Annotated in this window: 14 protein-coding genes and 1 tRNA gene; 1 reads left to right on the top strand and 14 read right to left on the bottom strand. The window is 61.0% G+C overall.

From position 1 onward, the window contains the following. Positions 1–31: 31 nt before the first annotated feature. The 14 genes from ASN89_RS27965 to rpsO all read right to left on the bottom strand — a co-directional run bounded on the left by ASN89_RS27965 (position 32) and on the right by rpsO (position 11447). Positions 32–508 (bottom strand): NuoB/complex I 20 kDa subunit family protein, encoded by a 477-nt coding sequence (locus ASN89_RS27965; protein WP_010399733.1) that lies wholly within the window; start codon positions 506–508, stop codon positions 32–34. Between the two features lie 3 nt (positions 509–511). Beyond that, positions 512–871, bottom strand: coding sequence for an NADH-quinone oxidoreductase subunit A (locus tag ASN89_RS27960; RefSeq protein ID WP_010399734.1), 360 nt, complete (start codon positions 869–871; stop codon positions 512–514). A gap of 177 nt (positions 872–1048) precedes the next feature. Beyond that, positions 1049–1133 (bottom strand) — tRNA-Leu (locus ASN89_RS27955). A 191-nt stretch (positions 1134–1324) separates the two neighbouring features. Further along, positions 1325–1729 carry a preprotein translocase subunit SecG gene (gene secG / locus ASN89_RS27950; RefSeq protein WP_034749996.1) on the bottom strand — a complete coding sequence of 135 codons (405 nt, stop codon included), beginning with the start codon at positions 1727–1729 and terminating at the stop codon, positions 1325–1327. A gap of 28 nt (positions 1730–1757) precedes the next feature. Then, positions 1758–2516, bottom strand: coding sequence for a triose-phosphate isomerase (gene tpiA, locus ASN89_RS27945; RefSeq protein ID WP_082654787.1), 759 nt, complete (start codon positions 2514–2516; stop codon positions 1758–1760). Positions 2517–2588: 72 nt separating this feature from the next. Further along, the gene (locus tag ASN89_RS27940; RefSeq protein ID WP_058051473.1) at positions 2589–3569 is read right to left on the bottom strand and encodes an NAD(P)H-quinone oxidoreductase; all 981 of its coding nucleotides are present in this window, start codon (positions 3567–3569) and stop codon (positions 2589–2591) included. A 70-nt stretch (positions 3570–3639) separates the two neighbouring features. After that, complete coding sequence (locus ASN89_RS27935) at positions 3640–4248, bottom strand: tetratricopeptide repeat protein (RefSeq protein WP_046683851.1); 609 nt, start codon at positions 4246–4248, stop codon at positions 3640–3642. Between the two features lie 64 nt (positions 4249–4312). Then, a complete protein-coding gene (locus ASN89_RS27930; protein ID WP_046684565.1) occupies positions 4313–5074 on the bottom strand; it encodes a GIN domain-containing protein in 762 nt (253 codons plus the stop codon). A 121-nt stretch (positions 5075–5195) separates the two neighbouring features. Beyond that, positions 5196–5405 carry a hypothetical protein gene (locus tag ASN89_RS27925; protein ID WP_058051472.1) on the bottom strand — a complete coding sequence of 70 codons (210 nt, stop codon included), beginning with the start codon at positions 5403–5405 and terminating at the stop codon, positions 5196–5198. Between the two features lie 153 nt (positions 5406–5558). Next, on the bottom strand, positions 5559–7511 hold the full coding sequence (locus tag ASN89_RS27920) for a methyl-accepting chemotaxis protein (RefSeq protein ID WP_058051471.1): 1953 nt from the start codon (positions 7509–7511) through the stop codon (positions 5559–5561). A 121-nt stretch (positions 7512–7632) separates the two neighbouring features. Next, entirely contained in the window at positions 7633–7929 is a 297-nt protein-coding gene (locus ASN89_RS27915; RefSeq protein WP_058051483.1) for a hypothetical protein, read from the bottom strand. Between the two features lie 9 nt (positions 7930–7938). Further along, positions 7939–8634, bottom strand: coding sequence for a hypothetical protein (locus tag ASN89_RS27910; RefSeq protein ID WP_058051470.1), 696 nt, complete (start codon positions 8632–8634; stop codon positions 7939–7941). A 205-nt stretch (positions 8635–8839) separates the two neighbouring features. Further along, complete coding sequence (gene pnp / locus ASN89_RS27905; protein ID WP_058051469.1) at positions 8840–10957, bottom strand: polyribonucleotide nucleotidyltransferase; 2118 nt, start codon at positions 10955–10957, stop codon at positions 8840–8842. Between the two features lie 220 nt (positions 10958–11177). Beyond that, positions 11178–11447 (bottom strand): 30S ribosomal protein S15, encoded by a 270-nt coding sequence (gene rpsO, locus ASN89_RS27900; protein WP_010399743.1) that lies wholly within the window; start codon positions 11445–11447, stop codon positions 11178–11180. A gap of 185 nt (positions 11448–11632) precedes the next feature. Between rpsO and bamE the strand changes: the two genes are divergently transcribed. Further along, positions 11633–12130 carry an outer membrane protein assembly factor BamE domain-containing protein gene (gene bamE, locus ASN89_RS27895; RefSeq protein ID WP_046683848.1) on the top strand — a complete coding sequence of 166 codons (498 nt, stop codon included), beginning with the start codon at positions 11633–11635 and terminating at the stop codon, positions 12128–12130. Positions 12131–12133: the final 3 nt, after the last annotated feature.

Below are 12133 nucleotides of genomic sequence, written 5' to 3'. Positions count from 1 at the left end.
AAATGTGTTGTCATAATCTGAAGCGGCCCGGTTAGCGTGCGATCGTGCTGGTACGCTTGATCTTGTTCTGCAACTGCATGATGCCGTACAGCAAGGCTTCAGCGGTCGGAGGACAGCCAGGCACATACACGTCGACGGGCACGATGCGGTCGCAACCGCGCACCACAGAATAGGAGTAATGGTAGTACCCGCCGCCATTGGCGCAGGAACCCATCGAGATGACCCAGCGTGGCTCTGCCATCTGGTCGTAGACCTTGCGCAAGGCCGGCGCCATCTTGTTGCACAGGGTGCCGGCAACGATCATGACGTCGGACTGACGCGGCGACGGACGAAACACGACGCCGAAACGGTCCATATCGTAGCGGGCTGCGCCCACATGCATCATTTCGACCGCACAGCAGGCCAGACCGAACGTCATCGGGAACATAGACCCGGTGCGCGCCCAGTTGATCAGCTTGTCGGCCGAGGTGGTGATGAAACCTTCGCTTAATACGCCTTCAATAGCCATGGCTTATTCCCAGTCAAGGGCACCTTTCTTCCAAATGTACCAAAATCCGACCACGAATTCAGCGATGAACACCATCATCGTGACGAAACCGGCCCAGCCCAGGTCGCGCATTGCAACGCCCCATGGGAAAAAGAATGCCGTTTCCAGATCGAACAAAATAAACAGGATTGCGACCAGATAGTAGCGCACATCAAATTTCATGCGCGCGTCTTCGAATGCTTCAAAGCCACATTCGTACGGGGAGAGTTTTGCTGCGTCAGGCTTGTTAGGACCTAACAGGCGCCCCAGGAGCTGGGGAGCGATACCGACACCAAGGCCGATAATAATAAACAGCAGGACGGGGAAGTAATTTTCGAGGTTCACGATTGATGAGCTTATATTGAACGATCGGTTAAATGAGGACGCTGCGATCATTTGCAGCGTATCTAACGCACGACCCCAATCAAAGCTAAGACCAGGATCGAACGACACATCCTCGTAAAAAAAGCCAGCAACTTTGTACGAGCCATGGCTCGTGCGCCGTTGCTGGCTTCTGATTTCTGGTGCCGACGACGAGACTCGAACTCGTACAGCTTTCGCCACTACCCCCTCAAGATAGCGTGTCTACCAATTTCACCACGTCGGCGGTAAGGCCCGTATTCTACTCTGCTTTGCCGCTAAAGTTAATGCACAAATGCATCAAAACACAGATAAAAACGATAAATTTTTACATCTTCCAGCGCGTCACGATTTTTTCCTGCCGCACTGCTGAAACATTGAGCAATAATCTGCCCGTAATGAGAATTACTCTCGATGAGGTATCGAGTTCCTACAAAATTACTTTGGAATCGCGCCGGCCGGGGTGCTGGCAACCGGTGCCGCCGCTGCCGGAGCGCTGGCAGCCGGAGCTGCCGCAGGCACCGTCGTCGGGATCGCGCCCGCACCGGTGACCGGCACTGGCTTGACGACTTTATCCATCACGCCGCCGCCGACCGTCGTGGCGCGCTGATTGGCCATCAGCGACAGGGCCAGGGTGGCGCCGAAGAAGATCGCGGCGGCAACGCCCGTCGATTTCGACATGAAGTTCGACGAACCCGTCGCACCGAACAGGCTGCCCGAGGCGCCCGAACCGAAGGCGGCGCCCATGTCGGCGCCCTTACCGTGCTGCAACAACACCAGCGCGATAATCGACAATGCCGAAATAACCTGTACTACCACTACCAGATTGAACATCATGTTCATTGCAATTCCATTCTTAGTTTAAATTAATTCAATCAGCGGCGTGAATAATTGCCAGGAAATCCGCCGCCTTCAATGCTGCCCCACCGATCAGACCGCCATCGATATCCGGCATCGCCATCAATTCTTTTGCGTTCTCCGGCTTCATGCTGCCGCCGTACAGGATTTGCACGCCGGTCGCTGCTACCGCATTCTTTGCCGCCAGCTGGCCGCGCAATACCTGATGCACGTCCTGCGCCATTTGCGGCGTGGCCGTCTTGCCCGTGCCGATAGCCCAGACCGGCTCATAGGCCAGCACCAGTTTCGCCACGTCGTCGGCGGAAATCGCCGCCAGCACGGCGCCCAGCTGCTGCGCCACGACCGTATCGGTCTGACCCGCTTCGCGCTGCGCCAGCGTCTCGCCGATGCAGACGATAGGCGTGATGCCCGCCGCCAGCGCGGCAACCGTCTTGGCCGCCACTTGCGCATCGCTCTCGCCATGGTAGGCGCGGCGTTCGGAATGCCCGATCACCACATAGCCGCAGCCGAAATCCTGCAGCATGGCGGTCGAGATTTCTCCCGTGTAGGCGCCGCTGGCATGCGCGGACACATCCTGCGCACCCCAGCCAAGAGCCGTGCCTGCCAATTGCGCCTGGCACTGCGCCAGATACGGCGCAGGCACACAGACGGCGCTGGCGGCGCTGGCGGCGCCAGAGGCAGCCAGGCCAGCAACTATTTCAGACAATAACACCGCGTTCGAGGTGCGACTGCCGTTCATTTTCCAATTTCCGACGACGAGTTTGCGACGCATAGTAGCCTAAATTCTAATAACCCGTCATTCTAACTCCGGCACCGATGCCGGTCAAACAGGCAGTGCCCCGTTTCAAACAACTTGCAACATGATCTTGCCCACGTGCGTGCTCGCCTCCATCAAGGCATGCGCCTCGTTGGCCTTTTCCAATGGGAAGGTTTTATAGATCACGGGCTTGATCTTGCCCGCCTCGATCAGCGGCCAGACGGTCGTGCGCAGATGATTCGCGATGGCCGCCTTGAAGGCGACCGAACGGGGACGCAAGGTGGAACCCGTCACCGTCAGGCGACGGCGCAGCAAGCTACCCAGGTCCAGTTCCGCCCTGGTGCCACCCTGCACGGCGATCAGGCCGATGCGGCCATCGTCGGCCAGGCAATCGATTTCGCGCGGCAAGTAGTCGCCGCCCACCATGTCCAGGATGACGTCGACGCCCTTGCCGCCGGTCAGTTCCTTGACGACGGCAACGAAATCTTCCGTGCGGTAATTGATGCCACGTTCGGCGCCCAGCGCTTCGCAGGCGCGCGCCTTTTCGTCGCTGCCGGCCGTGGCGAACACGCGGTGACCGAGCGCGGCGGCCAATTGAATGGCCGTCACGCCGATGCCGGACGTGCCGCCCTGCACCAGTAACGTTTCACCATCGGCCAGCGCACAGCGGTCGAAGACATTGCTCCAGACGGTAAAGAAGTTTTCCGGCAGGGACGCGCCTTCCAGCGCCGTCAAGCCCTTCGGCAAGGGCAGACACTGGCCGAAGGGCGCCGCGCAGTATTCGGCATAGCCGCCGCCCTGCACCAGCGCGCAGACCAGGTCGCCTTTCTTGAATGCGGTGTTGGTGAAATCGCCATCGACGACTTCGCCCGCCACTTCCAGGCCCGGCAAATCGGACGCGCCGGCTGGCGGCGCGTACTTGCCCAGGCGCTGCAGCACGTCGGGACGGTTGATGCCGGCCGCGTGCACCTTGATCAGCAGCTCACCGGCTTTGAAGGCGGGGACGGGACGTTCGGCGATCTGTAAAACGTCGGCAGGACCTGGCTGGCTGATGGCAACTGCACGCATGGCGGGACTCTTTCAAGGGAAAACGGCGATTGTACGCCAAGCCGCCCACCCTTGCAGGGAGCCTCCCGGCCTAGGCGCCGCCCGTCTTCGACTGGCGCGGCAGCGGCGTGCCCGGCTTCCATTTCGCCGACAGGGCCTGTCCTTCCTCGACTTGCTCATGCGTCATCTTGCGCACCACGGCGGCGCGCTGGTCGGCCGCATTCGCGTTGCCGTTCGCGGCCGCCAGGTTCCACAGCATGTAGGCGATGACGTTATCCTGCTGCACGCCGCCCATGTGATAGCGGTACATCAGGCCCAGCACCTGCTGCGCCTCGGCGTGGTTCTGCTCGGCCGCCTTGCGGAACCAGCCCACGGCCTGCTTGTGGTCCTGCAGCACGGCGTTGCCCGTGTAATACATGGCGCCCACCACATACTGGGCGTCGGCCTTGCCCTGGTCGGCCGCCTTGCGGTGCCAGAACATGGCTTGCTTGTAATCCTGCGGCAAGCCGCGTCCCATGTAATACATCAAGCCCAGCAAGTGCTGGGCATCGGCGTTGCCGGTCTTGGCCAGTGGCAGGATTTCCTTGTAGGCCAGCGCGTAATTCTTGTTGTTGTAGGCGCTGGCGCCTTCGACGAAGCCAGCCCGCGCGGGTAGCTGTATCGTCAACAGCATGAGTAATGTAATGATCAGTTTTTTCATCGGAATGGGATGTGGTCTGACTACTTATTCTTGTTCTGCCAATAAAGCCTGCGGCAGGATGCGTTTACTTCCAGCTGACTTTACCCAGGCCCTCGACGCTGACATCGCGGTTGGCCGGTTTGCCGTACACCACCACCGAACCGAGTCCGCTCAGGTTCAGCTTGGCATTCGTATGGGCATTCACCGTAGCATTGCCCAGGCCGCTCAATTCCAGGTTGACGGCATCGACTTCGAACTGCTGCGCATTCAGGCTGCCCAGGCCGCCCAGGCTCGCTTTCAGGATGCGCCCGCGTCCGCCCAGCACCACGGAACCGGCGCCCTGCAAGTCCAGTTCCGCCCGCTCATTGTTGCCTATCCAGATCTGCATGCTGCCCACGCCGCCCAAGCTGGCATTGAGCTTGCGGTAGTCGCCCACCAGTTTGATGCTGCCCGCCCCTTCCAGCGACAGGGTCAGTTCCTCGCCCTTGAAGCCCGTGATGTCCGTGCTGCCAAAGCCTTCCGAGCTCAGTTCGCGCAAGTTCGGCAGGACCAGGTCGGCGCGGATCGACGAAGGGCCGAGCTTGAAGCCGCGCACTTCCGTTTCGATGTGCAGGGTGTCGCCGCTTTGCGCCGTGCTGACGTCGGCGATGTAGCGCTTGTCGGCCGTGATGCTCAGCGAAGCCACGTTGCCCTGGCGAATACGCACTTCCATCACGCCATCGAGCTTGACGCGCACGACGCGGGCGTCGACGTTGCGCATTTCCAGCAAGCGGGTCTCGGCGGCCACGCCGCGCACCAGGCCCAATGTCGCCAGGAACAGCAGCGCCAATTGCAGTATCTTTTTCATGTAGTGCATCCTCGGTATCTTGTTTTTATGTGTCGCGGCACCCTCGTGGGGCTTGCGCGCATTGCCATTGACCAACACTGTAGCAGCGCCGAAAACGGCTGACAATCGGGCTGACAATCAATCAGGCAAAACGGGCCTTTTCGGCGGTGCTCAGGCGCTTGGCCTTGACGACCACCACTTGCATGGCAGCCTTGTCCGCTGGTGCGGCCAGGGTGGCCGTGGAACTGGCCACTTGCAGGGCCGGGGCGGCCGGGGCGATGGCGTAGCAGCTGGCGCCGAACAGGATGGCGGCGGCAACGGCAATGACTTCCATGTTTTTAGCGACGTTCATGTTGTTCTCCTCGGGTGTCTGGCAGTGGGCTTGCGGTATGGTGTCACTATAGCCATACCGCCCCCGGCAGACACGCCGATTGCGACGAACTGCATTTTTGGCAGGCTGGCCTGACAAAAACGCGGATGAACGTGCAGATCGCTACGCGTCTTCTTAAAACTCTTCCCACTCGTCGGCGCCGGACTTGGCCGCCTTGACGGGCTTGGCCGGCGACAGCGCGCGGGCCGGCGCGCGCGGCGCGGAAGCCGAAGCGGCTGGCTTCGCCTTGAGGCGCGTCACGGGGGCGTGTGCCGCGGCAGGGCCAGCATCGCCCAGGCGGAACATGCCGACGGCTTGCGCCAGGTCCACGGCCTGCTCCTGCAAGCTTTCCGCGGCAGCGGCCGCTTGCTCGACGAGGGCCGCGTTTTGCTGCGTCATGGTATCCATGTGCGTGACGGCCGTATTGATCTCGCCGATGCCTGCACTCTGTTCGCGACTGGCCACCGTGATCTCGCTCATGATGGTCGTCAATTGCTGCACCGACGCCACCACCTGATCCATGGTCTGGCCTGCTTCATTGACGAGGCGGCCGCCCGCATCGACCTTCTCCACCGAGTCGCCGATCAATTCCTTGATTTCCTTCGCCGCGCCGGCGGAGCGTTGCGCCAGATTGCGCACTTCCGACGCCACCACGGCAAAGCCCCTGCCCTGCTCGCCCGCGCGCGCCGCCTCGACGGCCGCGTTCAAGGCCAGGATATTCGTCTGGAAAGCGATGCCGTCGATCACGCCGATGATGTCGACGATCTTGCGCGAGCTTTCCTGGATGCCGGCCATGGTGCCCACCACTTGCTGCACCACGCGGCCGCCCTTGGCCGCCACTTCCGAGGCGGACACGGCCAGCTCATTGGCTGCATGTGCGTTTTCCGCATTCTGCTTGACGGTCGAAGTCAGCTCATCCATCGAACTGGCTGTTTCTTCCAGCGCGCCCGCCTGCGCTTCCGTGCGCGAAGACAGGTCGGCATTACCGGCGGCAATATCGGCCGATTCGCTGCGCACCAGGGTGCTGATGCTGCGGATCTGCACCAGCACGGTGGCGATCTTTTCGACGAACAAGTTGAATGCCTTGGCGATCTGCGCCAGCTCGTCCGCGCCTTCCGCATCGAGGCGGCTGGTCAGGTCGCCGTCGCCCGTGGCGATCGCTTCCATCGCATCGCGTACCAGGCCCAGGCGGCGCAGGGCGCGCGCCACCAGTACGCTCAATACCGTGGCGGCCAGGGCCAGCACCAGCAAGGCCGTCAAGGCCGAGGCGCGCAGCATGGAGCTCAATGCCTGCGTCGCTTCTGCGCGGTCGAGCACGGTAGCCAGCAGCCAGTCGCTGCCCGGCACTTTGCTTACATGCAAGATGCCGTTGCGGTCGCCGAGGCGAATGGCGGCGCCATCGCCGCTCTTTTCGATATCGGCCAGCGTCTGCGCGCTCAGGCCCGGGTCCAGTTCGGCCAGCGGCTTCAGGGTCAGCTTGCCGTCCGGGTGAGCGATGATCTTGCCGCCACCATCGACGAGGAAAGCATAGCTGGACGCCGTCGGCTTGATCGAGGCGACGTTTTGCACCACCGCATCCATCATCACGTCGGCCGCCATCACGCCCGTCACGCTGCCCTTGCCGCCCAGCGGCTCGGCAAACGTCACCACCAGCTTGCCCGTGCTGGCGCCGATGTATGGCGCCGTGATGATGGGGCCGCCCACTTCGGACGCCAGCTTGTACCAGGGCCGCGCCGTGGGATCGTAGTCGGCGGCGCGCTTGCGCTCCTGCGAAAACACGGCGTGTTTGTCGGCAAAGCCGATATACGCCATGTCGAACGTGCCCGCCTGTTCGGCCGCCTTGAGGGCCGGCAGCGGATCGGCCGCCGTGGCGCCCTGCTTGAGCGAGCCCACGACGGCCTGCTTGGAACGCAGCCATTCGGCGATGGCTTGCGCGTGGCTGTGCGACAACTGCAGCATCTGCGTGTCGAGCGCGGCCAGTGTGCTGGACCGTGTCGTGAAGAAATTGGCGATGGCGACGGCCAGCATGGCCAGCACGACGATGGAAACGGCGATGGCGATCAGCCGCGCCTTAAGGGAGGACAACATGGTGTATCCAATAAAAAAGAGGAAATCGGGAGGGATGCACCATGGTCGGGGAATAAGATTTTGTCGTCAAGCAATACCGACAGTCAATTACCCATAAACAACAATTGATACCATATATTAATCATATCTCGCCGCGCAGCTTGCGCAGGGCCGGCGAGTCGCCGCCCGTGGCCTCGATGCGGAAGCGGGCAAATGCCTGCTCCAGCTCGGCATAGCGGCGCAGACCGCCTTCGTTGAAGTAGCGTCCGCCTGGGATATCGCCCCACGGCAGCGGTGCGCTCAAGCCCCCACTGCCCGCCAGGGCCAGCAGCGGCTCGAGCGCGCTGCGCAGGTCGGCCACCTCGCCGTCGGCTGACGCCAGGCGGGTCAGCACTTGTTCCAGTTCGGCGGCACGGGCTTGCAGGCTCTGTTGATCCATCATCGCTCCTCAATTCTTGATCGTGCCGATCAGCACGGGGGCCGACCACAGGCTGCGGTTGGGTAATAGATATTGTTGCGCCCCACCCTTGCGCCGCACCAGCCCGCCCAGCTCTTCCGTCGGCGCCACCTGGCTGACGAACACGTTGACGGCGCCCTTGGGCATGATCTGATACACATCATACAGCGGCGCCTCGCTCTTCATGGGCAAGCCGAAACAGTCGGCCAGGGTGGCGCAGCGGCCGGATGCCAGCTGCAATTGCGCGCTGGTGGTGAAGTATGGCGAATACGGCGACACATGCTGGCCATGCGGCACGATTTTTACCAGCGCGGCCGACATGGCCTGCAGGTCGGGCAAGGTGCTGCCGGAAGCCAGCTGCTCGATCGCGCGCGCATAAATCGTCTCGGCCGGCGCGGCGGGATCGGCGGCGCGCAGTTCGCGCAGGAATTGCTGTCCTGGCCCACTATCGAGATAGGGATCGATGGCTGCGCGCTGCGCGCCCGCCGTCTTGAAAGTGCTGAGGTCATTGATTTCGCGCGCATGCACGGCGCGCAAGGCGTCGAGGTCTTGCACCGGCATGGCCGCGGACGCAGCGGCGATGGGGATGGGCAGCGGCACCGGCGTCGGTGCGTCGTCAGCCTGTGCCCAGGTGCAGGGCGAAACGGCAAGCAGAAAGGCGGCGGCCAGCCCGCGGAATGTGCGCATGCTGCATCTCCTTGAAAGACTCGTTCAGGGGAAGATTCCCTTTCCGAATCTACAAGGAGCGGCAGCGGCCGATACGCGCTGTATCAAGGCCGATGCACACGTCGACACACACTTTCGATGCAGCGCAAACGCGGCGCAAAAAAAACCGCCAGGGCTTGCGCGCTGGCGGTTTTGATCATGCGGCCGAGGCCGCACTCAGGCAAACTTAAGCGGCTGGCGCTTCGTTGCCTTCAGCAGCTTTCATCGACAGTTTCAGACGGCCGCGGTCGTCCGTTTCCAGAACTTTTACACGCACCAGCTGGCCTTCTTTCAGGTAGTCGGCCACGGCGTTGACGCGCTCGTTGGCGATCTGCGAGATGTGCAGCAAGCCGTCCTTGCCTGGCATGACTTGCACGATGGCGCCGAAGTCCAGCAGTTTCAGCACGGTGCCTTCGTAGATCTTGCCCACTTCGACGGAAGCGGTCAGTTCTTCGATGCGGCGCTTGGCTTCCTGGCCGGCAGCAGCGTCGACGGAAGCGATGGTGACCACGCCTTCGTCGCTGATGTCGATCTGGGTGCCCGTCTCTTCGGTCAGCGCGCGAATCACGGCGCCGCCCTTGCCGATCACGTCACGGATTTTTTCCGGGTTGATCTTGATGGTGATCAGACGCGGTGCGAAATCGGACAGTTCGGTTTTGACGTGCGGCATGGCTTTTTGCATTTCGCCCAGGATGTGCTCACGGCCTTCCTTGGCTTGCGCCAGCGCCACTTGCATGATTTCCTTGGTGATGCCCATGATCTTGATGTCCATCTGCAGCGCCGTGATACCGTTGCGGGTACCGGCTACCTTGAAGTCCATGTCGCCCAGGTGATCTTCGTCGCCCAGGATGTCGGACAGCACGGCAAACTTGCCGCCTTCCTTGATCAGGCCCATGGCGATACCGGCCACGTGCTCTTTCATCGGCACGCCGGCGTCCATCAGCGCCAGGCAGCCGCCGCACACCGATGCCATCGACGAGGAACCGTTCGATTCCGTGATTTCCGATACCAGACGCACCGAGTAGCTGAACTCTTCAGCTGCTGGCAGGGCGGCGATCAGCGCACGCTTGGCCAGGCGGCCGTGGCCGATTTCGCGGCGTTTCGGCGTACCGACACGGCCCGTTTCGCCGGTGGCGAACGGAGGCATGTTGTAATGCAGCATGAACGAATCGGTGAACTCACCCATCAGCGCATCGATCTTCTGACTGTCGCGGGCGGTGCCCAACGTTGCCACGACCAGCGCCTGCGTTTCGCCGCGCGTGAACAGGGCCGAACCGTGGGTGCGTGGCAGCACGCTGGTGCGGATCGAGATCGGACGCACGGTGCGCGTGTCGCGGCCGTCGATGCGTGGCTCGCCGTCGAGGATTTGCGTACGCACGATTTTCGCTTCGATGTCGAACAGGATGTTGTTCACTTCAGCGCTGTCGATAGCCGCGCCGCCGTTGGCAGCCACTTCAGCCGACAGGTCGGCGATCACTTCCGACGTCGCTGCTTTCAGCTTGGCCGTACGCTCTTGCTTGTCCTTGGTTTGATACGCGTCATTGATCTTGGCGTTGGCGAAATGCGCGACGCGGGCGATCAGTGCTTCGTTTTTCGGCGCAGGCGCCCATTCGACTTCCGGCTTGCCGCCGTCACGCACCAGGTCGTGAATCGCGTCGATGACGACTTTCATCTGGTCATGGCCGAAGACCACGGCGCCCAGCATGATTTCTTCGGACAGCTGTTTCGCTTCCGATTCGACCATCAGCACGGCCGTTTCGGTACCGGCGACAACCAGGTCCATTTCCGACGTTTTCAGTTGCTGGACGGTCGGGTTCAGGATGTACTGGCCATTGGCGTAACCGACGCGCGCGGCGCCGATAGGACCATTGAAAGGCACGCCCGATACGCACAGGGCGGCCGATGCGCCGATCATGGCGGCGATGTCCGGATCGATTTCAGGGTTGACCGACAGCACGTGAATGATGACTTGCACTTCATTCAAGTAACCTTCCGGGAACAGCGGACGGATAGGACGGTCGATCAGGCGGGAGGTCAGTGTTTCTTTTTCGGAAGGACGGCCTTCGCGCTTGAAAAAACCGCCCGGGATTTTACCGGCAGCATAGGTTTTCTCGACATAATCAACCGTCAAAGGGAAGAAATCCTGGCCTGGCTTGGCATCTTTGCGTGCCACCACCGTTGCCAGAACGACGGTATCTTCGATCGACACCAGCACTGCGCCGGATGCCTGACGTGCGATTTCGCCGGTTTCCAGGGTCACTTGATGTTGACCGTACTGGAAGGTTTTCGTAACTTTGTTAAACATGGGGTATCCCTTTTCTAATTGCCGACAGATTTTCAGGGGCTGTCGTTCACCTCACCACAGGCGACGGAAACACTGTTGCCGCCTTTACTACTTTACTTTTAAAACATGATATCGGTAGAGAATACTGTACTTCTCGACAAAAATCCGGAATTCAAATGACAAAATGCCCGCGTCAGCGAACTGGCGCAGGCATTTCTGTATAAACCTTGTACGGCAAAAATTACTTGCGCAGACCAAGTTTAGCGATCAGGTCGCGATAACGGGTAGCGTCTTTAGCCTTCAGGTAGGACAACAGGCTCTTACGACGGTTGACCATCATGATCAGGCCGCGGCGGGAGTGGTGATCTTTCGAGTGGGCTTTGAAGTGGCCGTTCAGTTCGTTGATGCGAGCTGTCAGCAGTGCAACTTGCACTTCAGGGGAGCCGGTGTCGTTTTGACCACGTGCGTTGTCCGCGATGATAGCGGCTTTGTTGATGTTTTCTACTGTCATGATAAACCTTTCACATGCGGTGCACAGAGTCTGAACCCTATCCACCGTGAACTACGATTATTAAAATACTGGCCTATGCTTCCAACCAGACGCGCAAGTATATCGGAAAAATGCCCGCCTGTATCCTGCCGTGCGGCCTTTTCTCGGCGCATGATAGGATTTTCCTGCATTTCAGGAGGTCAAACATGAAAAAACTGCTCAAATTAGCAACACCGCTGCTGTTTGCCGCGCTGGCCGGCTGCGCCAGCTGGAACGTCCCGCCGCCACAGCCGGGCGAGCCGCGCGCCGCCGTGGAAGCGCGCCTGGGCCGTCCCACGAATATCTACCAGCTACCCACGGGTCCCGAACTCGAATACGCGACGGGACCGTACGGCCAGTACACGTATATGGCCCGTTTCGGCCCCGACGACAGGTTGATTTCCTACGAGCAAGTGCTCGACACACCAGGCTTTGCCCGCATCAAGGTCGGCGTGTCGACCCAGCAAGACGTGCTGCACACCCTGGGCCGCCCGACGGAAAAATCCTACCTGCCGCTGCCCAAGCTCTACGTCTGGTCGTACCGCTACAAGGAATCGGGCGTATGGGATTCCATGATGCATGTGCACTTCGACCACGACGGCATCGTGCGCATGATGATGAACGGGCCCGATCCGGACAAGGAAGAGCGGCGGTTTTTCTGGTAGTTA

It is taken from the genome of Janthinobacterium sp. Ant5-2-1 (assembly GCF_001445815.1).
Taxonomy (GTDB): Bacteria; Pseudomonadota; Gammaproteobacteria; order Burkholderiales; family Burkholderiaceae_D; genus Janthinobacterium; species Janthinobacterium lividum_E.
This window is presented reverse-complemented; position numbering and strand designations above follow the sequence as displayed.

What these genes read in the sequence shown, in the direction of transcription:
- ASN89_RS27965 (WP_010399733.1), bottom strand. Translation starts at nt 508, where the DNA reads ATGGCTATTGAAGGCGTATTAAGCGAAGGTTTCATCACCACCTCGGCC.
- secG (WP_034749996.1), bottom strand. Translation starts at nt 1,729, where the DNA reads ATGAACATGATGTTCAATCTGGTAGTGGTAGTACAGGTTATTTCGGCA.
- tpiA (WP_082654787.1), bottom strand. Translation starts at nt 2,516, where the DNA reads ATGCGTCGCAAACTCGTCGTCGGAAATTGGAAAATGAACGGCAGTCGC.
- ASN89_RS27940 (WP_058051473.1), bottom strand. Translation starts at nt 3,569, where the DNA reads ATGCGTGCAGTTGCCATCAGCCAGCCAGGTCCTGCCGACGTTTTACAG.
- ASN89_RS27935 (WP_046683851.1), bottom strand. Translation starts at nt 4,248, where the DNA reads ATGAAAAAACTGATCATTACATTACTCATGCTGTTGACGATACAGCTA.
- ASN89_RS27930 (WP_046684565.1), bottom strand. Translation starts at nt 5,074, where the DNA reads ATGAAAAAGATACTGCAATTGGCGCTGCTGTTCCTGGCGACATTGGGC.
- ASN89_RS27925 (WP_058051472.1), bottom strand. Translation starts at nt 5,405, where the DNA reads ATGAACGTCGCTAAAAACATGGAAGTCATTGCCGTTGCCGCCGCCATC.
- ASN89_RS27920 (WP_058051471.1), bottom strand. Translation starts at nt 7,511, where the DNA reads ATGTTGTCCTCCCTTAAGGCGCGGCTGATCGCCATCGCCGTTTCCATC.
- ASN89_RS27915 (WP_058051483.1), bottom strand. Translation starts at nt 7,929, where the DNA reads ATGGATCAACAGAGCCTGCAAGCCCGTGCCGCCGAACTGGAACAAGTG.
- ASN89_RS27910 (WP_058051470.1), bottom strand. Translation starts at nt 8,634, where the DNA reads ATGCGCACATTCCGCGGGCTGGCCGCCGCCTTTCTGCTTGCCGTTTCG.
- pnp (WP_058051469.1), bottom strand. Translation starts at nt 10,957, where the DNA reads ATGTTTAACAAAGTTACGAAAACCTTCCAGTACGGTCAACATCAAGTG.
- rpsO (WP_010399743.1), bottom strand. Translation starts at nt 11,447, where the DNA reads ATGACAGTAGAAAACATCAACAAAGCCGCTATCATCGCGGACAACGCA.
- bamE (WP_046683848.1), top strand. Translation starts at nt 11,633, where the DNA reads ATGAAAAAACTGCTCAAATTAGCAACACCGCTGCTGTTTGCCGCGCTG.